Raw genomic sequence first — 24,607 nt, 5'->3', positions numbered from 1 at the left:
GCAAGCAGACGTTCCGTGCCACCCTCGAAGGTGCATGCGTCAAACTGAGGGAGCAGGATTAAGGGAGTGCTAAGGCGCTCGTTTTGTAAGCCGAGCATTTTAAGCGATATTGAGGCGGCTTCTTCGGTTTCCACAGCCACAGGCGCGAATGCCCTTATACGACAGCAAAAAAGGCGCGCGGTGAATGGCCGCTACGCCTTTTCTCTTTCCTGGCCAATGAGTTGTTAACCAGGGATGCGCAATCAGGCGCGCTTTTCGAAACTGGGTTTTACCGGTCCCAGGTCTTCCCGCTTGCCCGATTCTGTATAGGTGTCGAGGTGCTCGGCGGCGCGGTGAGTCTCGCTTAGGCGGCGGGCAACCGCGCGAAGGCCGCGTTGAGCCGCACCAAGCAGCTTGTCATTGGCTCTCGATTCGCGGGCCATCCGCTCAAGCTGTTCGCGGCTCAACGTATCTCTGCGCGCCGCGATCCGCTCAAGCAGTTCCTGCTTTTGCTCGTAAAGCGTTTCAAGGCGGGCAAAGTCTGCGCCTTTGAGCGCCTCCTTCTCTCCGGCAAGCAGGGCCATTGCATCTTTATAGAAATCGAGGGAATCGTTGGTGTTGGTGTCAGTCATGGGTGCGTGCCTTCAAGCTTTCAAAGATGTGTTCCGCCAAGCCAAAGCCGCCCGCCTGGGCCATCGCCATCGCCTGCTCCTGTCGCAGTAAAGAAGCAAATCCTTCTTCCCCGGCGCCGCCGCCAAAACTTTCACGCGGTTCGCCAAAGCCCGCTGATTTCAGCATTTCCGCAAGGAAGGACGCCTCCAGTTCAAGCGAAGCTTGTCGGAGTCGTTCTTCACGGGTTGCGGACGGTTGCGCGGTTGCGCGCGGTCCGGGCGCGGGCAGGGCGGATGGCTCTGTGGCCATAGGCAGAATCGGCATGACCGGGCCTTTCAAATTGTGGCTACTTTGAGGCATTTGGTCAGAAACCGGTAAAGGATTGGTAACTATCGTCCGGCATTCTGCAAGTGTTTCCAGAAGGATTGAACGAATGCAGAACGCTACGATCCCGGACTTTGCCATTGCTGGCGGGCATTCCGCTGCCGCGCGGGCGAGTGAGGGTGCGCCTCATCCCAAGGGCGGCGCAAACCCGGCAGATAAAGCTGCACCCGGTGAATGGGCCAGCGTCTTCGCCGCGCTCGGACAGGCTGAAAAAGACGTGGCACATGCAGCTTTCGCGGTCGCGCAGGACCAGCCAAAGCTCGCGGCGACCTTAGGTGAGGCCGTAGCAAAGCCCGGAACGGAGGATGAAGCAGACGCTTCCATCGCTCCTTTCCTGGCTGCTCCATCAGATAAGGCGCAATTGATTGAGCGGCCCGTTGCCAGTTTGAGCGATGGCACAGGTGATCTGTCCCCTCACGCCGCGCCAATAGCGCCAAGTGGCTCCCGCACCGCGCGCAGTATTTCACAGGTGGAACGCCCGTCACCTACTGGAACCTCATCTACTGTGATTGGGCCGGGGATCGGCGCGCCAATTCCAAAGGGTGAAAGTGCGGCGATTTCGCCTGCCGAGACAAACCCCGTCTGGCCACCCATGACGGCACATGAAACGGCCTCCAGCGCCGCGCCATACTCACCGCTGGATGGCCCCCGGAACGCCCCTCCCATGGCTGTGCCGGAACCGGAAAATGCAGCTGAAAATACCCCAAAATGGCATGCTCTCCCGGCGTCGATGGTCCACGGCGCACAGAGCGATCCATCGGCGGACAGCTTCCTGTCTGATCCCCCTGTGCCGCAAACCCCGGACAACATCATAGCGACGGGTCAGGCCGTTTTGGTCGAGAGCATTCGCGCGCAAGGCCATGTGCCGGATGGGCGCCCGGACCCTGTGGGCCCTCGCAGCGCACCTATGGACGGGCGGCCTGTGCCAGTGGGCCCTCGCAGCGCGCCGATGAATGGCCGGCCTGACATGGTTGATACACGCGCCGCGCCCGGTGATGGCCGGCCGAATCCTGCAAATCTGGACACCGTTGCAGGAGGTCACAAGCTATCGTCGGCCGAATCGGTAACCGCTGCCACGATGCGTAACGATGCCGTGGCAGCGCCGTCGACCGACAGTGAAGCCGAACCAACGGAAATGCGGGGCGCAAGCCGCGATGAGCCGCGTGCACCCTCCCCTGCCGCCTCTTCATCAACAGGTGCGAGTGAATTAAATTCCTTCATCGCGTCTACGACATCGGTCGCCACTCCAGCCGCAGCGCCCTTGCCTAACGGTGCGCCCATGGAGCCGGTGACCCCCGTTGAAATTGGCGGGATTACTGCGATGTCCGATGTGCGCGGCAGTATCCATGCGCCGCCCACCGGAAACCTCCTCGCCGGGACGCAGCCAGCCCTGGCGCAACAGGTTGCCGCTCAGGTGGCGGAGGTTTCGCGCCCGCTTCCGGATGGCCCATTGGAGTTGACGCTAAAGCCCGAAGAACTGGGCCGCCTCAAGCTGTCATTTTCCGGAACTGAGGCCGGGATTTTGGTGACCGTAAGCGCCGAACGCCCGGAAACCCTTGATCTGATGCGCCGCAACATCGAAATGCTGGCCACCGAGATGAAACGCCTCGGCCAGGAGGCGGCGCAGTTCGAGTTTTCCAATAGTGGCTATGAACAGTCGAGCGAGGGTGGCGGTTCTCAGGGGGACCCGCACAGAACCATTGCTCTGGAGGGCGACCCAGCCCCGGCCATACCCCTTTCTACAAACTCCCGTGAGGCAGCCCTGCGGCTTGGCCAAGCCGGGCTTGACCTGCGCCTATAGGAGAAACCCATGGAAACAACTGCCCTGAACGCCGCCACTACATCGGCGACCTCAACACCTGCCGCCTCCGCCAATTCGGAGAAGCTCATCAGCTCGGATTTCGAGACTTTCCTGAAAATGATGACGACCCAGTTGCAAAACCAAGACCCTCTCAACCCGATTGAGAACTCGGATTTTGCCGTCCAACTGGCAACCTTCTCTAACGTTGAACAACAAGTTCAAACCAATCAACTGCTTGAAGCACTTGCAACCAATCTGGGCGGTTCGGGCATCAGTGATCTGGCAAATTTCGTCGGCATGGAAGCTCGGGTTCTTGCTCCGGCCTACTATTCTGGTGCGCCGATCGAGATGACGCTGGATGTGTCGGCGGGCGCTGACAGTGGCGTAATGGTGGTGCGAGATGCGGCGGGCGATGAAGTCCAACGTCTGCCGATTGACACCACGGCTCCGTTCCATGTGTGGCAGGGGGTGGATGACTCGGGCGCGCCTTTACCTGCCGGAAACTACACCTTTCAGGTTGAAAGCTACGCGGGCGAGAGCTTGATCAACACGGCTCAGGCGCCGGTCTATACCGTGGTCGAAGAAGCCCGGCTCGAAGATGGGCAAACCATGCTGCTGCTTGCCAGCGGGGAGATTGTGCCCTCTACCAGCGTCACCGCGCTCCGCTTCCCTGTCGTCTACGCGACGAATGAAGATCCAGATGCCGCGTCATCCGGCGATGGTGCCTGACCTGTTGTTCACAATATTCCTGCCAGTTATGGCGCGGCCGGTCAGCAGGCAACGGCATAGCGTTGGTCACTCCATTGATAGAGCGAGAGCGCTGATCCCGAACCACTAGAACCGGTCGAGCAAAGCGATCACGGCAACGGCAGCCACTGCTCCAAGGGCAAGCCAGCCCAGCCGGGCCAAATAGCGCGAGCGGCGGTCGTCAACCGGCGGCAGCGGCTCGGATTGCGCAATCAGCGCTTTTTCGAGCAGCGCCGGGAGACGGGGGCCAAAGCGCGCGGCCACCTGTGTTGCCTTGGCAAGGTCGCGCAGAACTGCGGCAGGGCCAATACTGCGTTTGACATAATCTTCAACCACGGGTTGGGCGGTTTCCCATATGTTGGTGTTTGGATTGAGGGACCGTGCCACGCCTTCAACCACAACCATGGTTCGCTGCAGCAAAATGAGTTCAGTACGTGTTTCCATGCCAAAGCGCTCGGTGACCTCAAAGAGGTAGGCCAAAAGCCGCGCCATTGAAATGTGGCTCGCATCCATGCCAAAAATGGGCTCGCCAACGGCTCTGAGTGCGCGGGCAAACTCATCAACATCCCGGTCGGCAGGCACATAGCCCGCTTCAAAATGCACCTCGGCCACGCGCTGATAGTCTTTGCGAATGAAGCCCATCAGGATCTCGGCATAGACACGGCGGGTGTATTCATCGAGCCGCCCCATGATACCGAAGTCCAATGCAATGATATCGCCAGACGGGCTGACCTTGAGGTTGCCGTGATGCATGTCGGCGTGGAAGTAGCCATCGCGCAGGGCGTGCTTCAAAAACAGCCGAAGCACCCGCTCTGCAAGTGCGGCGCGGTCATGGCCTGCCGCATCAATCGCGGCGAGATCGTTCATAGAAACGCCCTCGGCCCAGCCCAGCGTCATCACCCGCCGCGCCGAAAGCCTCCAGTCAACGCGGGGTACGGTGAAGCCCTCGTCATCAACCGTATTGTCATGAAATTCCGATGCGGCGGAGGTTTCAAGGCGCATGTCGAGCTCGCCTCGCACCACACCCTCGAAGTGTTCGATCACGTCACGCGGACGCAAGCGGCGAGAGGCGGGTGACAGCAATTCGATCATGTTCGCGGCAAAATAAAAGGCGTCTATATCCTTGGAGAAGGCCCGCTCGATACCGGGGCGCAGCACCTTTACGGCCACTTCCATACCGTCGGCGGCGCGCACCGCGTGGTGCACCTGTGCAATCGACGCCGCGGCGACCGGTTCGGAAAATTCAGTGAAAAGGGTTTCAACAGGCTGGCCAAGCTCCGCTGCAACAACCCGCATGGCCTCGGCGCGCGCGAAGGGCGGGAGCTTGTCTTGCAGCACCATCAACTGCTGCGCCAGTTCGGGGCCCACAACATCGGGCCGGGTTGAAAGGATTTGGCCGAATTTGATGTAAGCTGGCCCCAGCGCCGTGAGCGCGCGGGTGATCGGGGGGAGCGCGGGATCGCCGCGCAGCCCGAGCCACTTGAAGGGCCAGCCAAGCACCCGCGCGATGATCCGCAACGAGCGCGGGGCTTCCATGGCTTCGAGAGCCACGCCCATCGCGCCGGTGCGCTCAAAGGTGGCGCCGGTGCGGATCAACCGCCAGATGTTGTGAGGTCCGCGCATCGGGGCCTAGAGCTTCCAGCCGGAGTGCAAAGCCGCAACACCCATTGTGAGATTGCGGTATTTCACCTGCTCAAACCCGGCGGCGCGGATCATCCCGGCAAACTCGTCCTGCGGCGGGAATTTACGGATCGATTCAATGAGATACTGGTAGCTGTCGCGATCCCCCGTTACCAGTTTGCCAAGGCCCGGGATCACGGCGAAGGAGTAGGCATCGTAGGCCTTTTGCATCGCCGCATTCGGCAGTTGCGAAAACTCCAGCACCATCAGCCGCCCGCCCGGGCGCAGCACGCGATAGGCCTCCGAGAGAGCATCGGCGATGCGGGTCACGTTACGGATGCCAAAGGAAATAGTGTAAACGTCGAAGCTGTTGCTTTCAAACGGCAGGGCCATCGCATCGCCGACCACCCAATCGAGCTGTGCCGCCATATCGGTTGCTTCTGCTCGGCGGCGCCCCTCAACAAGCATGGCTTCGGTCATGTCACAAACCACGGCACTGGCACCGTCGCCCGCGCGTTTCAGGAACCGGAAGGAGATATCTCCGGTGCCGCCAGCCACATCCAGCAGGCGCTGGCCCGGTCGCGGCGCGAGCCAGTCCATCATCGCATCCTTCCAGACACGGTGGATTCCGGCGCTCATCAGATCATTCATCAGGTCGTATTTGGACGCCACCGAGGAAAAAACCTCATGCACCATCCCGGCCTTCTGATCTTCGGGCACTGTGGTGTTGCCGAAGTGGGTGGTTTTCCCTGTGTCAGTCATGGCTTCGCCTCAGTTTTGCCCGCTCACCGGATATAGCCTTTCCCAAAGAGATACAAACGCGCCAGATCGGCGCAGGCGAGGAGGGCGGCGTGAACGGGCAAGAGCCGAGTTGGACGCAAATACTGGCGCTGGCGGGCATAGACCCGACCGAGGCGGTTGCATTGCTGGGGGCCGTTGTTTTCCTGGCAATCATGTTGATCCTGCTGCTTGTCGCCAGCTACATCATCCTGGTCTTCATCCTTCCCTACTGGCTGGGGCGCAAGGTGCTGGGCAAGCTTGAGAAGGTGAGCGCACCGAGAGATGGCAGCGGACGGCGGGTAGAGCCCACGGCGACGGCGAAGTTCATGAACGGCGGGGATGTGAATGTCCTGGCCAATTACGGCACGGCCAAGCCAGCCCGGGAAACGCTTGGCAGCCGCGTAATGCGCCCCACGTTGTTTGCAAAACTCGGCACCGTTATTGTTGCGCTTCTCGGCGTGGCCGTGGCGTTCCTGACCGATTTTGACATGCCCGACATGATGATCTGGCTGCGCCCCTTGATGGCTGGGTTGGCAATTTTCGCGGTCAGCCACATCCTCAGCTATGAGGTGCGGTATGACCGGGAGGTGATGATTGCGGAGAGCGTGTTGATGCCTCGGCGCGAACGCAATTGGCGCGACCTGACCGAGATAAAGGATGAGGGGCAGGGGGTTTACAGGATGCGGTTCAGGACGGGGGGCAAGCTGCGGATGCAAAAATACCTTGTCGGCATGCGTGACTTCCTTACCTTGGCGCACCAACACATAGACGCGAACATCGCGAGGGGCTGATGCCCGAATTACCTGAGGTAGAGACCGTGCGCCGCGGCCTTCTGCCAGCCATGGAAAACCAGATCATCGCCGAGGCCCGCGTGAACCGTGAGGGCCTTCGCTGGCCGTTCCCGCCCGGAATGGCAGAGCGGCTCACCGGAGCACGGGTGCTGGGGCTGCGGCGGCGATCAAAGTACATTCTGGCGGATCTCGATCGCGGTGAGAGCCTGCTGATTCATCTTGGCATGAGCGGGCGGATGCGGGTTTCGGGCGAGGGGCTGGGGCTGTTTCTCCATGAGCACCCGGCGCCGGAGAAACATGATCATGTTGTGCTGGAAATGGCCAACGGCGCCCGCGTGGTCCTCAACGATGCGCGCCGCTTCGGGGTGATGGACCTTGTGGCGACAGCAAAGGCCGATTCACACCGCCTGCTGGCCGGGCTTGGGCCTGAACCCTTGGGTAACGCCTTTGACGGGGTGTATCTGGCGGCGGCGTTGAAGGGCCGCATGACCCCGGTGAAATCAGCCCTGCTGGATCAAAAGATCATTGCGGGCCTTGGGAATATCTATGTGTGCGAGGTGCTGCACCGCACCGGGATTTCACCGACTCGCAAAGCTGGAAACCTGTCATCGCCGCGCGTGGCCAGCCTTGTGCCCGCCATCCGCGAGGTCTTGAACGAGGCGATCGAGGCGGGAGGCTCCACCCTGCGCGATCACCGGCAAGCCTCTGGCGAGCTTGGATATTTTCAGCATCGCTTTGCCGTTTATGGCCGTGAGGGTGAGCCATGTTCAGCCCCCGGTTGCGACGGGACCATCCGTCGCATCGTGCAATCCGGCCGCTCCACGTTCTATTGTCCAATATGTCAAAGATAACTTGCAGCACCTTTTATCCCTGCTAACAAAGGGCACCGCCTGCAACACCGAAAGGGATCTGCGCTCCATGGCTTACGAAACGATCATTGTCGAAACCAACGACCATGTTTGCACCATCCGCCTCAACCGCCCCGAAGCGCTGAATGCGTTGAATTCTCAGCTCATCGGGGAACTGGCCACGGCGATCAGCGATGCTGATGGCAACAAGGCCGTGCGTTGCATCATCCTGACCGGCTCGGAGAAGGCCTTTGCCGCCGGGGCGGACATCTCGGAAATGGCCAAGCTGGATTTTGTCGATGCCTACGTCGGAAACCTCTTTGGCCGCGATGTCGAGCGGATCCTGGCCTGCCGCAAACCAATCATCGCCGCCGTCGCAGGCTATGCGCTTGGCGGCGGGTGCGAGCTGGCAATGATGTGTGATTTCATCCTTGCCGCAGACACCGCCAAGTTCGGGCAACCGGAGATCAACCTTGGCGTCATCGCGGGGATTGGCGGCACGCAGCGGCTCACGCACTTTGTGGGCAAGTCCAAGGCGATGGAAATGCACCTGACCGGCCGCTTCATGGATGCCGAGGAGGCCGAGCGCTCGGGGCTGGTCAGCCGCGTGGTGCCTGCCAAGAAGTTGCTGGAAGAAGCCGAAGCTGCGGCCCAGAAGATCGCCGAAAAGTCGATGCTCTCGGTCACGGCAGCCAAGGAGGCGGTGAACCGGTCCTACGAGGTGCCGCTGCGCGAAGGCCTGCTGTTTGAGCGGCGTCTTTTCCAGAGCCTGTTTGCCACGGAAGACCAGACCGAGGGCATGAAAGCCTTCGTCGAAAAACGCGAGCCACAGTTCCGCGACAAATAGGGCCATGGCGGCTGTGGTGCCGGGGAATCGGTCGATTTCCCTTTGCTTCTGGCGCAAGCGACTGTATAGGCTCGCTCCTACATGCGTGTGAGGCCCGCTCTGGCCAGAATCGCCCGGTTTTGAACCCGGGGTCGGGACTTCCCGCGCTCAATAGTTTTTGAACCGCTCGACCCGACGAAAGAGAGACACACCATGGCCAATTCGCCCCAAGCCAAAAAACGCGCCCGCCAGAACGAGCGCCGTTTTGCCGTAAACAAAGCCCGCCGTTCGCGCATCCGCACCTACCTCCGCAAAGTCGAGGAGGCTATCGAGTCGGGTGACAAGGACGCATCGGCCACCGCATTGCGCGCCGCTCAGCCTGAGCTGATGCGCGGCGTTACCAAAGGCATCATGCACAAGAATACCGCAGCGCGCAAAATGTCGCGTCTGAGCGCTCGGGTGAAGGCTCTCTGAGCTACCCTGTTGATCGCATGAGAAAACTAGGGGCGCTGCTTGCCGGGCAGCGCCCTTTTTCGTGCCAGAGTGGCGCAAAGGCCATAAAATATGGGGTTTCAGGGGGGTGGATGGATTCGTTCACGAAAAGCAATGTGTCAAGGCCAAAGGTCAGTTGCCGATCCGCGCCGTAGCTTGCTAAACCATTTCTTGCGATTCACGTCGCCCAGGGGGGACATGTTCGGATCGGGGATTTGTCTGGTGCGTCTTTAGACGCTGCTGAAGCCAGACGCTGCCACCTCGTGAAGGCGTGCTGTCTGAAAGAGTTTTTACGAAGGCGGTTTGCTGGCCGCCGATGTAAGACACACTGCTGCTGACACACATGTCCGATGATGATGCTAGGGGTCTTTGCGATCGGGGTAAACTCGGCCAGACCTGCGTTGAGGTTTTTCGACGCGCTTTTGTTGTGCGAATTCGCGCAGCAATGGCCTTTTTCGTTCCTCCTGTGATTGTTCGCAGGGTGACCTGCGTGTTGTGTGCTGGGTCTACCCTCGTGTGTGACGAGGATAAAAAGAGGGACGGGACGTTCGAATGCCAGAGCAAAAATGGGGACAGGTCAGCCAATCGCTGAAATCGGAAGTTGGCACCAACAATTTCAAGTCCTGGATCGAACCGCTCAAACTCAACAGCCTTGAAGACGGAATTGCCTGTTTTGAAGTGCCGACCAATTTCTTTGGCAATTGGGTGAACCGCAATTTCTCTGACCAGATCAAGAAGCATATGGTGCGTGATGGCCTTGAGGTGAAGCGCCTCGTGTTCCGGACCCGCAGCGCCGATGCGCCGGTTGCCGAAATCCAAGTATCCGGCCCGGCCAATGGCCAGGCGGCAGATGTGGCCGCCGCCCCGAAAGCTGCCGCCAAACCTGCCGCTGCCCGCGTTGCCGCGCTCAGCGATGAGCTGCCCGGCGCCGATCTGGATGAGCGATTTACCTTTGATCGTTTTGTCGTTGGCAAGCCCAACCAGCTTGCCTATTCGGCCGCCCGCCGGGTTGCCGAAGCCGGCCCGATCACCTTTAACCCGCTGTTTCTTTATAGCGGCTCCGGCCTTGGCAAAACCCACCTGATGCATGCCATCGCCTGGGAGATACGGCAAAACCGGCCCGATCTGCGGGTGGTTTACCTGTCGTCGGATCAGTTCATGTATCGCTTTGTGCGCGCTCTGCGCGAAGATGGGATGCACGAGTTCAAGGAAATGTTCCGCTCGGTCGATGTGCTGATGGTCGATGATGTGCAGTTCTTCGCTGGCAAGAACTCAACGCAGGAAGAATTCTTCCATACCTTCAATGCTTTGGTGGAACAGAACAAGCAAATCGTGATCTCGGCAGACCGCCCGCCGCAAGACATCAAGAAAATCGAAGACCGCATTGCCTCGCGCCTTGCCTCCGGCCTTGTGGTTGATCTGCATCCCACCGATTACGAGCTGCGGCTCGGCATCCTGCAAGGCAAGGCAGAGTTCTATCGCGGCCAATATGGGGACCTTGAGTTTGCCCCCGGCGTGCTGGAGTTTCTGGCCCACCGGATCACCGGCAACGTGCGCACGCTCGAAGGCGCGTTGACCCGGCTCTTTGCCTTTGGCGCCCTTGTTGGCCGTGAGTTGACGATGGATCTGGCACAGGATTGCCTTGCGGATATCCTGCGGGCTTCGGAGCGCAAGCTCACGGTGGAGGAAATTCAGCGTCAGGTTTGCGATCACTACAACGTGCGCATGTCTGATATGATCGGCCCCAAGCGGCACCGCTCCATCGCCCGCCCGCGCCAGACGGCGATGTATCTGGCCAAGCAACTCACCTCACGCTCCTTGCCCGACATTGGCCGCCGGTTTGGCAATCGCGATCATACGACGGTGCTTTATGCGGTGCGCAAGATTGATGAGTTGAAGGCCACCGACAGCGGATTGGCCGACGATATCGAGATGCTGCGCCGGATGCTGGAAGCCTGAGCGCAGCGTGCCGATGCGGGGGTGCCCTTGACGCCCCTTCCAATCCTCACGAAACTGCGAGAAACAACTTGCCAGCGGGGGGGATTTGAATAGTCTGCGCTTCCCGGCACCAGAAGGGACAGAGCAATGAAATTCTCGATCGAGCGGGCCGTTCTGCTCAAGGCTATCGCGCAGGCACAATCCGTTGTCGAACGCCGCAACACAATTCCGATCCTGGCCAATGTGCTGATCGAAGCAGAGGGCGATGGCGTGCAGTTCCGCGCGACTGACCTTGATATCGAGGTGGTCGACCGCGCCCCAGCCATGGTTGAGAAGGCGGGGGCGACAACCGTTTCAGCCGTGACCCTGCATGAGATTGTGCGCAAGCTCCCCGATGGCGCGATGGTGCAGCTTTCCGATGACAGTGCCGCGGGCCGCCTGACGGTTGAGGCCGGCCGCTCAAACTTTTCGCTGGCCACCCTGCCGCGTGAAGATTTCCCGGTGATGACGTCCAGCGAATACGAGGCCAACTTCTCGGCCAATGCGCCCACCCTGCGCCGCCTGTTCGACAAATCCAAATTCGCGATTTCCACTGAGGAAACCCGTTACTACCTCAACGGCGTCTATATGCACGTCGCCACGGGCGACGATGGCCAGGCGCTGCGCTGCGTGGCAACCGACGGCCACCGCCTTGCCCGCGTCGACGCGCCGCTGCCTGCCGGGGCCGAAACAATGCCGGGCGTGATCGTGCCGCGCAAAACCGTGGGTGAACTGCGCAAGCTGCTGGATGATGACGATATGCAAATCGCCGTCTCGGTAAGCGAAACCAAGGTGCGCTTTGCCACGCCGGATATCACCCTCACCTCCAAGGTGATCGACGGCACGTTCCCCGATTACACCCGCGTCATTCCAACCGGGAACACCAAGCGCCTTGAGGTGGATGCCACCGAATTTTCCCGCGCGGTGGACCGGGTGGCAACTGTGAGTTCCGAGCGGTCCCGCGCGGTGAAGCTTTCGCTGGACGAAGACCGCCTGATACTGTCGGTGAATGCCCCCGACAGCGGCGCCGCCGAGGAAGAACTGGCCGTGGCCTATGCCGATGAGCCGCTCGATATTGGCTTTAACGCCAAATACTTGCTGGAAATCGCCAGCCAGGTTGATCGAGAGAACGCTGTGTTCCTCTTCAACTCTGCGGGGGATCCAACGCTGATGCGCGAAGGCTCTGACACATCGGCGCTCTACGTTGTTATGCCGATGCGGGTTTAGGGTGGGGAAACCCGGCCAAATTACCAGCGAGGGCGGCTGCGCCAGCGGCCTGTGAGCCGCCATGCCCGCCCTCGCGCTTAACTCCCTCAGCCTTTCGCATTTCCGCTCGCATCGCCGTGCCGAGCTAGAGCTTGATGGCCGCCCCGTCGCCCTTTGGGGGCCAAACGGCGCGGGGAAAACCAATATCCTCGAGGCTGTTTCGCTGCTGTCGCCCGGTCGTGGGATCCGCCGCGCTGCCGCTGATGAGCTTGCGCGCATGCCGGAAGCGGTTGGGTGGAAGGTGCGCGCCGAAATCGCCTCGCTCGGCCATGCGCATGACATCGAAACATGGGCCGAACCGGGGGCCACGGGCCGCAATGTAAGGATTGATGGCAAAGCGGCGGCGCAGGTGGCGCTGGGGCGGCTCGCCCGTGTGGTCTGGCTGGTGCCGGCGATGGACCGGCTCTGGATTGAAGGTGCCGAGGGGCGGCGGCGGTTTCTGGATCGTATCGTTTTGAGCTTTGAGCCGTCGCATGGTGAGGCGGTGCTTGCCTATGAAAAGGCCATGCGAGAGCGCAACCGCCTGCTCAAGGACATGGTACGCGATCCTCATTGGTATAGCGCGCTGGAGGCCCGCATGGGCGAGGAGGGCGCGCGGATTCATCGCAACCGTGAAGATGCGCTGATCCGTCTGGCGGCCGCACAGGAGCGGGCGAACGAGGCATTTCCCGCGGCGGCCCTCACCCTAATCAACCCGTCCCCCGCCTGTGATGCGCCCGGCGAGGCAGAGGCCCTCACCCAGGCGCTGGCGATGGGGCGTGCCCGCGATCTTGCCGCCACCCGCACCCTCACAGGGCCGCATCGCGCCGATCTGGCGGCGACCTACATCGCCAAGAACACGCCCGCGCGGCTTTGCTCGACCGGCGAGCAAAAGGCGCTGCTCCTGTCGCTCATCCTCGCCAACGCCCGCGCCTTGGCAGATGACTTTGGGTCACCGCCACTGCTGCTGCTGGATGAGGTGGCGGCCCACCTTGATGCGCACCGCCGCAAAGCGCTTTATGATGAAATCCTGCGGCTCGGCGCACAGGCCTGGATGTCGGGCACCGGCGCAGAGCTTTTTGGCGAATTGGGCACGCGGGCGGCGCATTATGAGGTGACGGAGGAGGGCGGCCTGTCCAGCCTGCGCGAGGTGACCCCGTGATCTACGCCACACGCCCTTGCTCCATGGCTGTGAACCCTCTGGGACATGCCACACCATGACGATTTCTCCCGCTGAACTGGCGCTCACCGCGCGGGCGCTTTCGGGTGATCTTGGTCTACATGAGGGTGTTGCCGGGGTGCTTTGATTTGAGAGAGGTCACTTGCCCGGATATCGCGGCGCTTTCAGCCACGGGTCCGCTCATTGGCACCCTGATTTTGGCCTGCTGATTGATCGCACATGGCGGCTTTTGGCCTCCCCTGCCACGCTGCGGCGGACCAATATTGTCGCCGGTCTTCTGCTCATCCTTGTCGGCCTGGTGATCGCAATGGTGCAGTAGATCTCCACACCTCTGGCGGGGAGATTTCCCGAGGCATCGGGAGGGGCGGGCAGACCCCAATATCTTGTGTCATTCGCGTGACAATCCCGGCCAGAACCCCTATAAATTCCCCTAGGAAAACAGAGGATAACGGCATGGCCGACGACGCGCAGGCACCTGAAGAGTATGGTGCCGATTCTATCAAGGTTCTCAAAGGCTTGGAGGCAGTCCGCAAACGTCCCGGTATGTATATCGGTGACACGGATGACGGTTCGGGCCTGCACCACATGGTTTACGAGGTCGTCGACAACGGGATCGACGAAGCGCTTGCCGGCCATGCAGACCGCGTGACGGTGACCTTGCATGCCGACAACTCGGTTTCTGTGAGCGATAACGGGCGCGGCATCCCGGTGGATATGCACCATGAAGAGGGCGTTTCGGCAGCCGAGGTCATCATGACCCAGCTGCACGCTGGCGGTAAGTTTGACCAGAACTCCTACAAGGTGTCCGGCGGTTTGCATGGGGTTGGCGTTTCGGTGGTGAACGCGCTGAGCGATTGGCTGGAGCTGCGCATCTGGCGCAATGGCAAGGAGCATATTGCACGCTTCGAAGGGGGCTTTACCGCCGATTCCCTCAAGGTTGTTGGTGATGCGAATGGCCGCAAAGGCACCGAAGTGCGCTTCCTGGCCTCGCTCGATACCTTCTCGAACCTTGAGTATAACTTCAAAACGCTTGAAAACCGGCTGCGCGAGCTGGCTTTCCTCAACTCGGGCGTGCGCATTCTGCTGCGTGACGAGCGCCCTGCGGAGCCGTTGGAAAGCGAGCTTTATTACGAGGGCGGCGTGCGCGAGTTCGTCAAATACCTTGATCGCCACAAGGCGGCGGTGATGGAAGAGCCGATCTTCATGGTCGGTGAAAAGGACGGCATCGGCGTTGAAGTCGCCATGTGGTGGAACGACAGTTACCACGAGTCCGTGCTGCCCTTTACCAACAATATCCCGCAGCGCGATGGTGGCACGCATTTGGCGGGCTTTCGCGGGGCGCTGACCCGCACGATCAACCTTTACGCCTCATCCTCCGGCATCGCCAAGAAGGAGAAGATCAACTTCACCGGCGACGATGCCCGCGAGGGGCTGACATGCGTGCTTTCGGTCAAGGTGCCTGATCCCAAGTTCAGCTCCCAAACCAAAGACAAGCTGGTAAGCTCCGAGGTGCGCCCCGCTGTTGAGAGCCTCGTGAACGAAAAGCTGCAAGAGTGGTTCGAGGAGCACCCGCAGGAGGCACGCCAGATCGTTGGCAAGATCGTTGAGGCCGCGCTGGCCCGCGAGGCCGCCCGCAAGGCCCGCGAGTTGACCCGCCGCAAAACGGCGATGGATGTCGCCTCGCTGCCCGGTAAACTGGCCGATTGCCAGGAAAAAGATCCCAGCAAGTCCGAGGTTTTCATCGTCGAGGGTGACTCGGCTGGCGGCTCGGCAAAGCAGGGCCGGGCACGGAGCAATCAGGCGGTGCTGCCGCTGCGGGGTAAAATCCTCAACGTGGAGCGGGCCCGGTTTGACCGGATGCTTGGCTCACAGGAGATCGGCACGCTCATCACCGCGCTGGGCACCGGCATCGGGCGCGATGAGTTCAACATCGACAAGCTGCGCTACCACAAAATCGTCATCATGACTGACGCCGACGTGGACGGCGCGCACATCCGCACCCTACTGCTCACCTTCTTCTTCCGGCAAATGCCTGAAATCATTGAGGGCGGGTATCTCTATATTGCCCAACCGCCGCTCTATAAGGTGGCGCGTGGCAAGTCTGAGGTTTACCTCAAGGATGTGCCCGCGCTTGAGGACTACCTGATCGCGCAGGGTGTTGAAGGTGCGGTGCTTCGCTTGCCCACCGGCGAAGAGATTGCCGGGCAGGATCTGGCCCGCGTGGCCGAGGCGGCGCGCAGTTTTCGCCGCATCCTGCAAGCTTTTCCCACGCATTACCCGCAGCGCATCCTTGAGCAGGCGGCAATTGCCGGGGCGTTTGATCCCGGTCGTGTGGACAGTGATTTGCAGGCGGTGGCAGATGCGATTGCGGCACGTCTCGATCAGGTCGCGGTGGAGTATGAACGTGGCTGGCAGGGCCGGATCACCCAGGACCACGGCATCCGGCTGGCCCGTGTGTTGCGCGGTGTCGAGGAAATCCGCACGCTTGATGGCGCTGTGTTGCGCTCGCGCGAAGCCCGCCGTCTGGCGCAGGTCGCCAACGAGGAACGCAGCACCTATCGTGAGAATGGCGTGCTGTCGCGCAAGGACCGCGAAACACCAATCCACGGCCCGCTCGATTTGCTGAACGCGATCCTGACCGAGGGCGAAAAGGGCCTGACCCTTCAGCGTTACAAGGGTTTGGGGGAGATGAACCCGGATCAGCTGTGGGAGACAACGCTCGATCCGGAGGCGCGCACGCTTTTGCAGGTGAAGGTTGAAGATGTTGCCGAGGCCGATGATCTGTTCACCAAGTTGATGGGCGATGTGGTTGAGCCGCGTCGTGACTTCATCCAGCAAAACGCCCTGAACGTGGAGAACCTCGACTTCTGATGCCGTAACTCGGGCTATGAGACGAGCGCTTTGGTGAGGCAGGGCCGGTCAGCGGAGAGCGCTATGGATATGCCGAAAAACGCCTTCAAGGCCGCCATCAAGGCAGGCCAGCGCCAGCTGGGGGTTTGGTGCACCATCCCCGATAGCACCAGCGTCGAGCTGCTCGCCGGCACCGGCTATGACTGGCTGCTGCTCGACAGTGAGCACACGCCGGTTTCAATCCCCGGTCTGATGCCGCTGATGCAGGCCGCAGCCCCCTATCCGGTAAGCACAATCTGTCGCCCCGGCTGGAATGACATGATTGAAATCAAGCGCTTGCTGGATCAGGGGGCGCAAACGCTGCTCATCCCCTTTGTGCAAAACGCCGAAGAGGCCGAGCTGGCCGTGCGTCACACCCGCTATCCGCCACATGGGGTGCGTGGGGTGGGTGGCATCAGCCGCGCCAGCCGCTATGGGGCCGTGGCGAACTATACCCAAACGGCCGAGGAGGAGGTTTGCCTGCTGGTGCAGATCGAAACCGCCGAGGCCATGGAGCGCGCCGAGGAAATTGCTGCGGTGGACGGTGTTGACGGCATTTTCATAGGTCCGTCGGATCTTGCCGCCTCGATGGGGCATGCGGACAATCCGATGCACCCCGAGGTCACATCGCTGATCCTTGATGGCATCCGCCGGATCAAGGCCGCAGGTGTGGCGCCGGGCATTCTCACCCTTGATCCGGGTTTTCAGCAAGAGGTGGCCGGGGCGGGGGCCGTGTTCATCGCGCTCGATCTGGATACCACGCTGCTGCGGCGTGGGGCGATCTCGGTGCGCGAGCGGTTTGAAGCGGGCTAAACCCCCGGCACAGCACGCAGCAGCCGAATAAACACCGTAACGCGCCCGCCAAACCAGGCCGCCGAAGGCTGGCTACTTCCCGGATCCCGCGCGCTTGCGGGCCAGCGCAAGCTGCCTTTGCCGCTCGCGGAAACGCTCTCGATCCGCTTCTGAATACGCCCCCTCGCAAGCCGCACATTGCACGCCTTCTTCATAGGCGGGGTGCTGCCGTCCCTCCGGGCTCACCGGCTTGCCGCAGGCATGGCACAGGGCATACTCCCCCGGTTCCAACCCGTGCCCAACCGAAACGCGCCCGTCAAAAACGTAGCATTCCCCCTGCCAAAGGCTCTCCTCGGCGGGCACCTCCTCAAGGTATTTCAAGATCCCGCCGCGCAGGTGAAAAACCTCATCAATGCCTTGCGATTTCAAGTAGTTGGTGGACTTTTCACACCGAATCCCGCCGGTGCAGAACATCGCGATCCGCTTGTTGTGAAACCGCTCGCGATTTGCCGCCCACCAGGCGGGAAACTGGCCAAAACTCTCGGTTTGCGGGTCAACCGCGCCTTCGAAGGTGCCAATCTCAACCTCATAGTCATTGCGGGTGTCGATCACGGCCACATCCGGCGCGGCGATCAACTCGTTCCACTCGGCGGGCTCCACATAGGTGCCAACGGCAGCGCGCGGATCAATCCCCTCAACGCCCATGGTCACGATCTCCCGCTTCAGCCGCACTTTCATCCGGCGAAACGGCGGCCCCTCGCTGTGGCTCTCTTTCCAGACCAGATCGGAAAATCCGGGCAGGGCGCGAATATGGGTCAGCACCGCATCAATCGCGGCGCGTGATCCGGCAATGGTGCCGTTAATGCCCTCGGGCGCCAGCAGCAGGCTGCCGCACACGCCGCGATCTTCGCAAAGCGATTTGAGCGGCCCTTGCACGGCGGCAGGGTCGGGGAGGGGGGTGAAGTGGTAGAGGGCGGCGATCACATACATGGCCAGCGCCTTAGCGCCAACGCCGCGTCAGGGCAACTCTGCAAGCTTCCCTGTGAACGCGGCAAACCCTTCGGCCCAGCCGCGCAGGAAATCGCGCGCGCCTTCCGGCGCGATCACGCCATCGCCGGTGAAAAACCCCTCCGGCACGCTAAGATAAACCTCCGGATGGGACAGCACATGCATCCCCAGCGCCACCGCCCGCGCCCGCATATGCTGCGCCGCGACGGCACCGCCAATCGCGCCGGGCGAGGCGGAAAGCACCGCCGCGGGCTTGCCCTGCCAGCTGCTTTCGCCCACCGGCCTTGAGCCCCAATCAAGCGCGTTGCAAAGCACACCGGGCACATTTCGGTTATATTCCGGCGTCACGAACAAAACGCCATCGGCATCCTTCACCTGCTGTTTCATTTTCAAAACGGCCTCGGGCGGGTCCCTCCAGAGGTCTTCGTTGTAATGCGGCAATGCACCGATATCGACGAACGTCATTTCCATCAGGTCATCCGCCAAAGCGGCGGTCGCATGGGCGAGTTTGCGGTTGATCGAGCCTTCGCGCAGGCTTCCAACAAGGGTGGCGATCCGAACCATGGGGTCCTCGTTTTTTCTGAATACCAGCAGCATGTAGGCCGTGACACAGCGGCATCAAGATTGACGCCGCCCGCCGCCCTGCTACCTTCCCCCCCCGACCAATCAAAGGGAGACGCCCCAATGCCCGATAGCGCCCTCATCGTGATCGACGTGCAAAATGATTTCTGCCCCGGCGGCGCGCTCGCCGTTGATGGCGGCGACCAGATCGTTGAGGGGATCAATGGGCTGATGCGCGATTTTCCGGCCGTAATCCTGACCCAGGATTGGCACCCGGAAGGCCACTCATCCTTTGCCGGCACGCAGGCCGGTGCCGCGCCCTATTCGATGACAGAAATGCCTTATGGGCCGCAGGTTTTATGGCCCGATCACTGCGTTCAGGGCAGCGAAGGGGCGAGGTTCCACCCTTCGTTGAACACGACCTTGGCGGATATGATCCTTCGCAAAGGCTACAACCCGCGGATTGACAGCTATTCGGCGTTTTTCGAGAATGACCACAGCACCCCCACCGGCCTTGAGGGCTATTTGCGCACGCGTGGCATTGAAAAGCTCACAATGGTTGGGCTGGCAACGGATTATTGCGTAAACTTTTCTGCCGTTGACGCTGCCAATCTGGGGTTTTCGGTTACCGTTCGCACTGATCTTTGCCGCGCGATTGATCTTGATGGATCGCTCAAGGCCGCGATGGCCGGTATGCGCGCCGCAGGCGTGGTGATCGAATAGGAAACCCGCTTTAAAGGCAGGCTCACGGCCCATGCCACGGCGAGCCTGCGCTCTGCGCGGCACCCGGCCCCTGCGCCAAAACCAAAATCAACAGTCTCGGAACAGATATGACAGACACGCCCCAGCTCGACGATGCCAGCTTCGAGGTTCCCGATCCGGCCCGGCTCATTGCGCAAGAGCACAGCACCCACCCGCCGCGCATCCTGCTGCTCTATGGCTCGCTGCGCGAAACCTCCTATTCGCGGGGCATGGCGGAAGAGGCCGCGCGGGTGCTTGAAAAACTTGGTTGCGAGGCGCGTATCTACAACCCGTCCGGCCTGCCGCTCCCCGATGATGCGCCGGTTGAGCACCCAAAGGTGGTGGAGCTGCGTGATCTGGTGATGTGGTGCGAAGGCATGGTCTGGTCTTCGCCCGAACGCCACGGCGCGTTGACGGCCATCATGAAGGCCCAGGTCGACTGGATTCCGCTTGCCCCCATCGGCGGGGTGCGCCCGACCCAGGGCAAAACGCTCGCGGTAATGCAGGTGTCTGGCGGCAGCCAAAGTTTCAACACGGTGAACCAACTGCGCACGCTGGGCCGCTGGATGCGCTTGCTGACCATCCCCAACCAAAGTTCGGTGCCCCGCGCCTGGGACGAGTTCGAGAATGGCCGCATGAAGCCCTCGCCCTATTACAACCGCATGGTTGACGTTATGGAGGAGCTGACGCGCTTCACCCTGCTCACCCGCGACATCAAGGATCATCTGGTAGATCGCTACTCCGAGCGCGTGGAAAGCCGCGAAGAGCTTTCGAGGCGCGTGAACATGTCGAAGGCGACGTGAGTCTTTAGCACCCCATGACCAAGCACCGCCACAACGCCCCGGCTGGACACCCGTCCACGCGCTTGCTTTAACATCGCGGTGCCCAACGGGAGGAACCCATGGTCGATATCGCCAGTCGCGTCTACAATCACAAATGGAAGATCGACCCGATCGTTCGGTCCTTGATCGACACTGATTTTTACAAGCTGCTGATGTGCCAGTCGGTGTTTCGCAACCGGCCCGAGACGCAGGTGACGTTTTCCTTGATCAACCGCACCCAATCGGTGCCGCTCGCCAAGCTGATCGACGAGGGCGAATTGCGCGAGCAGCTTGACCACATTCGCTCGCTCTCGCTGACCCGCGGTGAAAGCACCTGGCTGCGCGGCAACACCTTTTACGGCAAGCGGCAAATGTTCCGCCCGGATTTCATGGAATGGTTCGAAAAGCTGCGCCTGCCCGCCTACCACCTTGAACGCGTGGGCGATCAATATGAGCTGACGTTTGAAGGCTCGTGGCCCGAAGTCATGCTCTGGGAGATCCCGGCCCTGGCGGTGCTGATGGAACTGCGTGGCCGCGCGGTTCTCAACCAGATGGCACGCTTTGAGCTACAGGTTCTCTATGCCCGCGCGATGACCCGCGTTTGGGAAAAGGTTGAGCGTTTGCGCGAGGTTGATGGCCTTCGTCTGGCCGACTTTGGCACCAGACGGCGGCACAGTTTCCTTTGGCAGGACTGGTGCGTGCGGGCCATGGTGGAAGGTTTGGGCGAAAAGTTCACCGGCACGTCCAACTGCCTGATCGCCAAGAACCGAGACCTGGAGGCGATCGGCACCAACGCCCATGAATTGCCCATGGTCTATGCCGCCCTCGCCGAAACCGATGAAGCCCTGGCCCGCGCCCCCTATGATGTGCTCTCGGACTGGCATGAGGAGCATGATGGCAACCTGCGCGTCATCCTGCCCGATACCTATGGCACCCAGGGGTTCCTCGATAACGCCCCTGATTGGCTGGCCGGCTGGACCGGCATCCGGATCGATTCCGGCGATCCGGCAAGCGGCGCGGAAACCGCGATCAAATGGTGGAAAAGCCGCGGCGAGGACCCCACCAAAAAGCTGGTGATCTTCTCCGATGGGCTGGATGTTGCAAAAATCGAGGAGCTATCCGCCCAGTTTCAAGGCCGGGTGCGCGTGTCTTTCGGCTGGGGCACCCTGCTCACAAATGATTTCCGTGGCCTGACGCCGGGCGATGCCCTCGCGCCTTTCAGCATTGTTTGCAAGGCTGTGGCGGCGAATGGCAGGCCAACCGTCAAGCTCTCGGACAATCCCAAAAAGGCGATGGGCCCGGCCGCAGAGATCGCCCGCTACAAGCGCGTTTTCGGGGTTGGGGAACAGCAGGCGATAGAGGTGGTGGTCTAGTGGGCGACAGCTATTCGACCGGCCTGCTCGTTTCGCTCGTGCTTGGCCTCGTCGCCACCGGGGCTGTCGCCGGTGTGCTGGCCGGGTTGCTGGGGGTAGGCGGCGGCATTGTCATCGTGCCGGTGCTGTTCATCTTGCTTGATGTGCTTAATGTGCCCGAGGCGATTGCGATGCACCTCGCGGTGGCAACCTCGCTCACCACAATCATCCCAACCTCGATCAGCTCGGCCCGCAGCCACCACAAGCGCGGCGCGATTGATCTTGCGCTGTTTCGCAGCTGGGCGCCGGTGATCTTTGCTGGCGCGCTCATTGGTGGCTTGCTTTCAAAGGTGATCGCCTCCAACGGCCTCACTATGATCTTTGGCTTTGTGGCGCTGCTCGTGTCGATCAACATGGCGGTGCCGAAAAACATCGTGATCGCTGAAAAAATGCCAAACGGAGCCGTCACCCGTGGCCTTGTGCCGGGCTTCATCGGCTTGTTCTCGGCCCTCATGGGGATCGGTGGCGGCACGCTTTCCGTGCCCACGCTCACAGCCTTTTCGGTGCCGGTCCACCGTGCCGTTGGCACAGCGTCTGCCTTTGGGCTGGTGATCGCGGTGCCTGCGGTGCTGGGGTTTATCTGGTCGGGCCTTGGTGTGCCTGATCGCCCGCCGCTGTCGCTTGGCTATGTGTCAATCCCTGCGGCTGTGCTGATCTTTTCAGCCTCGGTCTTCACGGCACCGCTTGGCACGCGCATCGCTCACAGCCTCAATCCCGCGCGCCTGAAACTCGCTTTCGCGGCGTTCCTGTTCCTGTCGAGTATCAAGATGCTCTGGTCGGCCTTCGGCGGCTAGCGTGTTTGCGTTCATTCGCATTCACACGGCACGATCTACCTTATTGGTGCCGCATGTTCGAGAAGCTCAAAACCGGTCCCCACGTTTAAGCATCATGCCCTAATGTGCGGGCGCGCCAACCGGATCAAGCAGCGAGCGGCCGCCATCCATTGTGATGACCTGCCCGGTGATAAAGCCCGCACCCTGCGACGCTAAAAACTGCACCACGTCGGCAACTTCGCTGGGCTGGGCAATGCGGCCAATGGGCGTGTGGCTGGTGATTTGCTCCCGGTAGTCTTCGTTATCCTGCAGCGCCTGGTTGAGCGAGGACGACAACACCGATGCAAAGCTCACCGCGTTGACCCGAATGTGCTCCGGCGCCAGCGCGACGGCCAGGGCGCGGGTCATCTGCTCCAGAGCGGCGGTTGATACAGAATACCCCAGCAGCCGCGGGTTGGCGCGCCGGGAGGCGATGGACGAAAGGTTGACGATCGCGCCCTTATCGCCCTCGCTCTCCACGCCTTCGGCCTGTTTTATAAACCGCTTGGCCACCAATTGCGACATTCTGAGCGAGGTCAGGAGGTTCTGCTCAAGCAGGTCCTCAACAGCGTCTTCATCGGGGTTGAGCGGCGAGGATGTGGCCACCATGCGAGCGGCATTCACCAGCACATCAACCCGGTCAAAGGCATCCAGCGTTGCCGAAAGCAGGTTGGCCTGAGTGAGGCGCTGGCGCAGGTCTCCGGCAAAGTAGCGGATGGTCGAGCTATCCGAATCGTGCTCCTCACCGAACTCTTCGACAAGCGCCTTGTCGTCCATATCGGCGGCCATCACATTTGCGCCCTGGTCTGCAAAATGCCGGGCAATCGCGCGGCCAATGCCGTGGCTGGCGCCGGTTACGATGCAGGTCTTGCCCTTGATCGAAAAACTCATTGGATATCCTTCGTTCGCCTGCGGCACGCGGGCGAGGTTAGCCTTTGCTCTTGCCCTTGGCGAGCGGCTTTGCGGCACGAAACAGCTTGAAGCGCGTATCGCCGCCGATCTCCTGAACCTCGCGAAACACTTCGCGAAGCGCGCCTTCATAGGGCAGGTGGCGGTTGGCCACCATCCACAGCGTCCCGGCAGGGGTCAGCGAGGCGGCAGCGCCCGTGATGAAACTTGCCCCCAGCGCAGGGTCCGCCGCGCGCGAGGGGTGGAACGGTGGGTTCATCACCACATGATCCACCGGTTCCTTGAGCGGGCGTGTCGCATCCCCCCATGTGAAGCTCACACGCGGGTCGTTCAGGTTGCGTTTGGCAGCCTCCAATGCGGCGTGCTCGGCCTCGATAAGCTCCAGCGCCGCGACCCCTTCACGCTTCAGCACCGCCGCCGAAAGGTAGCCCCAGCCAGCGCCAAAATCCGCCACCCGGCCTTTCAGCTTTGCGGGCAAGGCCGCTGCGAGCAGCTCTGATCCTGCATCCGGCCCGTCGGCCGAAAACACGCCGGGCGCGGTTTTCCAGCCGCCCTCGGCCTCGCTGACCTTTGGCAACACCCAATCGGAAAAGTCGCCCCCCGTCACCATGAAGGTTTTGCCATGGGCCTTGGCAAAGGCCGATGAAACCTCGCCTTGCTTGCGGGCGGCTTTCCAAAGGCTGTCAACGCCGTCCGTTTTCACGCCGTCCACCACAACCGGGCCACCCAGCGCCATTGCACGCGCCAGCATGTCTCGGGCAAGCGCCTTGGCGCGGGGCACAAACACCAGCGCACCGGCAAAATCTCCCTCCGGGGCGAGCGCCACTTCAAAACCACGGCCCCGCCATATCTCGGCTTCGGGGTAAAACCCGGTGATCGCCACCGCCCCCTCGGGCAGCCAAAGCTCGCTTACCGGCGGGCGAAACGCCGCAATCCGGCCAGCGGGCAGCTCAACAGCGCCGTTTTCCAGCGCGAGGGTCAATCTTGATGTCATCCGGGTGTCCTCGGGTGCAGGCCTCCGGGCCTACTCCTTTTCCATCGTGCATTGCAGCGGGTGCTGGTGGCGGCGGGCAAAATCCATCACCTGCGCCACTTTGGTTTCGGCCACCTCGTGGCTGAACACGCCAACAACGGCAAGCCCCTTCTTGTGAACCGTCAACATGATCTCGAAGGCCTCGGCATGAGTCATCTTGAAAAACCGCTCCAGCACATGCACGACAAATTCCATTGGCGTGTAGTCGTCATTCAGAAGCATCACCTTGTAGAGAGGCGGCTTCTTGGTTTTTGGCTTCACCTTGAACGCAAGGCCGGGATCGCCGCCAACGGCGTCGTCATCGTCCTGATCGTCAGAAAGAGTGAAGGGCTTGAGCCTGGTCATGA

At 61.3% G+C, this 24,607-nt stretch carries 27 protein-coding genes; 16 read left to right on the top strand and 11 right to left on the bottom strand.

Going from position 1 to position 24,607, the window contains the following annotated elements; genetic code table 11:
• Positions 1 to 242 precede the first annotated feature (242 nt).
• The 4 genes from P1U55_RS09960 to P1U55_RS09945 all read right to left on the bottom strand — a co-directional run bounded on the left by P1U55_RS09960 (position 243) and on the right by P1U55_RS09945 (position 2,220).
• Entirely contained in the window at positions 243 to 611 is a 369-nt protein-coding gene (locus P1U55_RS09960; RefSeq protein WP_301047426.1) for a hypothetical protein, read from the bottom strand.
• The gene (locus tag P1U55_RS09955; protein WP_301047436.1) at positions 604 to 900 is read right to left on the bottom strand and encodes a rod-binding protein; all 297 of its coding nucleotides are present in this window, start codon (positions 898 to 900) and stop codon (positions 604 to 606) included. The genes P1U55_RS09960 and P1U55_RS09955 overlap by 8 nt, the downstream gene beginning before the upstream one ends.
• Positions 901 to 1,389: 489 nt before the next feature.
• Positions 1,390 to 1,641 carry a hypothetical protein gene (locus P1U55_RS09950; RefSeq protein ID WP_301047425.1) on the bottom strand — a complete coding sequence of 84 codons (252 nt, stop codon included), beginning with the start codon at positions 1,639 to 1,641 and terminating at the stop codon, positions 1,390 to 1,392.
• Positions 1,642 to 2,013: 372 nt separating this feature from the next.
• Positions 2,014 to 2,220: a hypothetical protein gene (locus P1U55_RS09945; RefSeq protein WP_301047424.1), complete on the bottom strand. Its 207-nt coding sequence runs from the start codon at positions 2,218 to 2,220 to the stop codon at positions 2,014 to 2,016.
• A gap of 43 nt (positions 2,221 to 2,263) precedes the next feature.
• Between P1U55_RS09945 and P1U55_RS09940 the strand changes: the two genes are divergently transcribed.
• Together P1U55_RS09940 and P1U55_RS09935 are read left to right on the top strand one after the other, a co-directional pair.
• Positions 2,264 to 2,776, top strand: a complete 513-nt coding sequence (locus P1U55_RS09940) for a flagellar hook-length control protein FliK (RefSeq protein WP_301047423.1) — start codon at positions 2,264 to 2,266, stop codon at positions 2,774 to 2,776.
• 9 nt (positions 2,777 to 2,785) lie between these two features.
• Positions 2,786 to 3,505, top strand: coding sequence for a flagellar hook capping FlgD N-terminal domain-containing protein (locus P1U55_RS09935; RefSeq protein WP_301047422.1), 720 nt, complete (start codon positions 2,786 to 2,788; stop codon positions 3,503 to 3,505).
• Positions 3,506 to 3,610: 105 nt separating this feature from the next.
• On the opposite strand, the gene ubiB is transcribed toward P1U55_RS09935, so the two are convergent.
• Both ubiB and ubiE read right to left on the bottom strand, forming a co-directional pair.
• The gene (ubiB, locus tag P1U55_RS09930) at positions 3,611 to 5,146 is read right to left on the bottom strand and encodes a 2-polyprenylphenol 6-hydroxylase (RefSeq protein ID WP_301047421.1); all 1,536 of its coding nucleotides are present in this window, start codon (positions 5,144 to 5,146) and stop codon (positions 3,611 to 3,613) included.
• Between the two features lie 6 nt (positions 5,147 to 5,152).
• Positions 5,153 to 5,905, bottom strand: a complete 753-nt coding sequence (ubiE, locus tag P1U55_RS09925) for a bifunctional demethylmenaquinone methyltransferase/2-methoxy-6-polyprenyl-1,4-benzoquinol methylase UbiE (protein ID WP_301047420.1) — start codon at positions 5,903 to 5,905, stop codon at positions 5,153 to 5,155.
• A gap of 191 nt (positions 5,906 to 6,096) precedes the next feature.
• Here ubiE and P1U55_RS09920 point away from each other — a divergent pair, with 191 nt between their 5' ends.
• The 10 genes from P1U55_RS09920 to P1U55_RS09875 all read left to right on the top strand — a co-directional run bounded on the left by P1U55_RS09920 (position 6,097) and on the right by P1U55_RS09875 (position 16,984).
• Entirely contained in the window at positions 6,097 to 6,714 is a 618-nt protein-coding gene (locus P1U55_RS09920; protein ID WP_301047419.1) for a hypothetical protein, read from the top strand.
• On the top strand, positions 6,714 to 7,565 hold the full coding sequence (mutM, locus tag P1U55_RS09915) for a bifunctional DNA-formamidopyrimidine glycosylase/DNA-(apurinic or apyrimidinic site) lyase (RefSeq protein WP_301047418.1): 852 nt from the start codon (positions 6,714 to 6,716) through the stop codon (positions 7,563 to 7,565). Before P1U55_RS09920 ends, mutM begins: the two co-directional genes overlap by 1 nt.
• Positions 7,566 to 7,632: 67 nt before the next feature.
• The gene (locus tag P1U55_RS09910; RefSeq protein WP_301047417.1) at positions 7,633 to 8,409 is read left to right on the top strand and encodes an enoyl-CoA hydratase; all 777 of its coding nucleotides are present in this window, start codon (positions 7,633 to 7,635) and stop codon (positions 8,407 to 8,409) included.
• Between the two features lie 192 nt (positions 8,410 to 8,601).
• Positions 8,602 to 8,862: a 30S ribosomal protein S20 gene (rpsT, locus tag P1U55_RS09905; RefSeq protein ID WP_301047416.1), complete on the top strand. Its 261-nt coding sequence runs from the start codon at positions 8,602 to 8,604 to the stop codon at positions 8,860 to 8,862.
• 570 nt (positions 8,863 to 9,432) lie between these two features.
• Entirely contained in the window at positions 9,433 to 10,839 is a 1,407-nt protein-coding gene (gene dnaA, locus P1U55_RS09900) for a chromosomal replication initiator protein DnaA (RefSeq protein ID WP_301047415.1), read from the top strand.
• A gap of 126 nt (positions 10,840 to 10,965) precedes the next feature.
• Positions 10,966 to 12,084 (top strand): DNA polymerase III subunit beta, encoded by a 1,119-nt coding sequence (dnaN, locus tag P1U55_RS09895; RefSeq protein WP_301047414.1) that lies wholly within the window; start codon positions 10,966 to 10,968, stop codon positions 12,082 to 12,084.
• Between the two features lie 61 nt (positions 12,085 to 12,145).
• Positions 12,146 to 13,264, top strand: a complete 1,119-nt coding sequence (gene recF / locus P1U55_RS09890; protein WP_301047413.1) for a DNA replication/repair protein RecF — start codon at positions 12,146 to 12,148, stop codon at positions 13,262 to 13,264.
• Positions 13,265 to 13,424: 160 nt separating this feature from the next.
• A complete protein-coding gene (locus P1U55_RS09885) occupies positions 13,425 to 13,601 on the top strand; it encodes a hypothetical protein (RefSeq protein ID WP_301047412.1) in 177 nt (58 codons plus the stop codon).
• Between the two features lie 134 nt (positions 13,602 to 13,735).
• Positions 13,736 to 16,153 carry a DNA topoisomerase (ATP-hydrolyzing) subunit B gene (gene gyrB, locus P1U55_RS09880; RefSeq protein ID WP_301047411.1) on the top strand — a complete coding sequence of 806 codons (2,418 nt, stop codon included), beginning with the start codon at positions 13,736 to 13,738 and terminating at the stop codon, positions 16,151 to 16,153.
• A 63-nt stretch (positions 16,154 to 16,216) separates the two neighbouring features.
• Positions 16,217 to 16,984, top strand: a complete 768-nt coding sequence (locus P1U55_RS09875) for an aldolase/citrate lyase family protein (RefSeq protein WP_301047410.1) — start codon at positions 16,217 to 16,219, stop codon at positions 16,982 to 16,984.
• A 72-nt stretch (positions 16,985 to 17,056) separates the two neighbouring features.
• Here the strand turns inward: P1U55_RS09875 and P1U55_RS09870 are convergent, their stop codons facing one another.
• Positions 17,057 to 17,953: a rhodanese-related sulfurtransferase gene (locus P1U55_RS09870; RefSeq protein ID WP_301047409.1), complete on the bottom strand. Its 897-nt coding sequence runs from the start codon at positions 17,951 to 17,953 to the stop codon at positions 17,057 to 17,059.
• A gap of 27 nt (positions 17,954 to 17,980) precedes the next feature.
• Entirely contained in the window at positions 17,981 to 18,535 is a 555-nt protein-coding gene (locus tag P1U55_RS09865; protein ID WP_301047408.1) for an NAD(P)H-dependent oxidoreductase, read from the bottom strand.
• A gap of 120 nt (positions 18,536 to 18,655) precedes the next feature.
• On the opposite strand from P1U55_RS09865, the gene pncA reads away from it, so the two are divergent.
• From pncA to P1U55_RS09845, 4 genes are all read left to right on the top strand, one after another.
• Positions 18,656 to 19,255 (top strand): bifunctional nicotinamidase/pyrazinamidase, encoded by a 600-nt coding sequence (gene pncA, locus P1U55_RS09860; RefSeq protein WP_301047407.1) that lies wholly within the window; start codon positions 18,656 to 18,658, stop codon positions 19,253 to 19,255.
• 107 nt (positions 19,256 to 19,362) lie between these two features.
• Positions 19,363 to 20,076, top strand: coding sequence for an arsenical resistance protein ArsH (gene arsH / locus P1U55_RS09855; RefSeq protein WP_301047406.1), 714 nt, complete (start codon positions 19,363 to 19,365; stop codon positions 20,074 to 20,076).
• 98 nt (positions 20,077 to 20,174) lie between these two features.
• Positions 20,175 to 21,467, top strand: coding sequence for a nicotinate phosphoribosyltransferase (pncB, locus tag P1U55_RS09850; RefSeq protein ID WP_301047405.1), 1,293 nt, complete (start codon positions 20,175 to 20,177; stop codon positions 21,465 to 21,467).
• Complete coding sequence (locus P1U55_RS09845; protein WP_301047404.1) at positions 21,467 to 22,300, top strand: sulfite exporter TauE/SafE family protein; 834 nt, start codon at positions 21,467 to 21,469, stop codon at positions 22,298 to 22,300. The genes pncB and P1U55_RS09845 overlap by 1 nt, the downstream gene beginning before the upstream one ends.
• A 99-nt stretch (positions 22,301 to 22,399) precedes the next feature.
• Here P1U55_RS09845 and P1U55_RS09840 read toward each other — a convergent pair whose 3' ends face one another.
• From P1U55_RS09840 to clpS, 3 genes are read right to left on the bottom strand one after another with little or no spacing between them, the layout of a single operon-like run.
• Positions 22,400 to 23,209 carry an SDR family oxidoreductase gene (locus P1U55_RS09840; RefSeq protein WP_301047403.1) on the bottom strand — a complete coding sequence of 270 codons (810 nt, stop codon included), beginning with the start codon at positions 23,207 to 23,209 and terminating at the stop codon, positions 22,400 to 22,402.
• Positions 23,210 to 23,246: 37 nt separating this feature from the next.
• Positions 23,247 to 24,221 carry a methyltransferase gene (locus tag P1U55_RS09835; protein WP_301047402.1) on the bottom strand — a complete coding sequence of 325 codons (975 nt, stop codon included), beginning with the start codon at positions 24,219 to 24,221 and terminating at the stop codon, positions 23,247 to 23,249.
• Between the two features lie 30 nt (positions 24,222 to 24,251).
• On the bottom strand, positions 24,252 to 24,605 hold the full coding sequence (gene clpS, locus P1U55_RS09830; protein WP_301047401.1) for an ATP-dependent Clp protease adapter ClpS: 354 nt from the start codon (positions 24,603 to 24,605) through the stop codon (positions 24,252 to 24,254).
• Positions 24,606 to 24,607 lie beyond the last annotated feature (2 nt).

This window comes from Vannielia sp. (genome assembly GCF_029212645.1).
GTDB lineage: Bacteria > Pseudomonadota > Alphaproteobacteria > Rhodobacterales > Rhodobacteraceae > Vannielia.
This window is presented reverse-complemented; position numbering and strand designations above follow the sequence as displayed.

Coding starts and splice junctions, on each gene's coding strand:
- P1U55_RS09960 (WP_301047426.1), bottom strand. CDS start 611: ATGACTGACACCAACACCAACGATTCCCTCGATTTCTATAAAGATGCA.
- P1U55_RS09955 (WP_301047436.1), bottom strand. CDS start 900: ATGGCCACAGAGCCATCCGCCCTGCCCGCGCCCGGACCGCGCGCAACC.
- P1U55_RS09950 (WP_301047425.1), bottom strand. CDS start 1,641: ATGGGAGGGGCGTTCCGGGGGCCATCCAGCGGTGAGTATGGCGCGGCG.
- P1U55_RS09935 (WP_301047422.1), top strand. CDS start 2,786: ATGGAAACAACTGCCCTGAACGCCGCCACTACATCGGCGACCTCAACA.
- ubiB (WP_301047421.1), bottom strand. CDS start 5,146: ATGCGCGGACCTCACAACATCTGGCGGTTGATCCGCACCGGCGCCACC.
- ubiE (WP_301047420.1), bottom strand. CDS start 5,905: ATGACTGACACAGGGAAAACCACCCACTTCGGCAACACCACAGTGCCC.
- P1U55_RS09920 (WP_301047419.1), top strand. CDS start 6,097: ATGTTGATCCTGCTGCTTGTCGCCAGCTACATCATCCTGGTCTTCATC.
- mutM (WP_301047418.1), top strand. CDS start 6,714: ATGCCCGAATTACCTGAGGTAGAGACCGTGCGCCGCGGCCTTCTGCCA.
- P1U55_RS09910 (WP_301047417.1), top strand. CDS start 7,633: ATGGCTTACGAAACGATCATTGTCGAAACCAACGACCATGTTTGCACC.
- rpsT (WP_301047416.1), top strand. CDS start 8,602: ATGGCCAATTCGCCCCAAGCCAAAAAACGCGCCCGCCAGAACGAGCGC.
- dnaA (WP_301047415.1), top strand. CDS start 9,433: ATGCCAGAGCAAAAATGGGGACAGGTCAGCCAATCGCTGAAATCGGAA.
- dnaN (WP_301047414.1), top strand. CDS start 10,966: ATGAAATTCTCGATCGAGCGGGCCGTTCTGCTCAAGGCTATCGCGCAG.
- recF (WP_301047413.1), top strand. CDS start 12,146: ATGCCCGCCCTCGCGCTTAACTCCCTCAGCCTTTCGCATTTCCGCTCG.
- gyrB (WP_301047411.1), top strand. CDS start 13,736: ATGGCCGACGACGCGCAGGCACCTGAAGAGTATGGTGCCGATTCTATC.
- P1U55_RS09875 (WP_301047410.1), top strand. CDS start 16,217: ATGGATATGCCGAAAAACGCCTTCAAGGCCGCCATCAAGGCAGGCCAG.
- P1U55_RS09870 (WP_301047409.1), bottom strand. CDS start 17,953: ATGTATGTGATCGCCGCCCTCTACCACTTCACCCCCCTCCCCGACCCT.
- P1U55_RS09865 (WP_301047408.1), bottom strand. CDS start 18,535: ATGGTTCGGATCGCCACCCTTGTTGGAAGCCTGCGCGAAGGCTCGATC.
- pncA (WP_301047407.1), top strand. CDS start 18,656: ATGCCCGATAGCGCCCTCATCGTGATCGACGTGCAAAATGATTTCTGC.
- arsH (WP_301047406.1), top strand. CDS start 19,363: ATGACAGACACGCCCCAGCTCGACGATGCCAGCTTCGAGGTTCCCGAT.
- pncB (WP_301047405.1), top strand. CDS start 20,175: ATGGTCGATATCGCCAGTCGCGTCTACAATCACAAATGGAAGATCGAC.
- P1U55_RS09840 (WP_301047403.1), bottom strand. CDS start 23,209: ATGAGTTTTTCGATCAAGGGCAAGACCTGCATCGTAACCGGCGCCAGC.
- P1U55_RS09835 (WP_301047402.1), bottom strand. CDS start 24,221: ATGACATCAAGATTGACCCTCGCGCTGGAAAACGGCGCTGTTGAGCTG.
- clpS (WP_301047401.1), bottom strand. CDS start 24,605: ATGACCAGGCTCAAGCCCTTCACTCTTTCTGACGATCAGGACGATGAC.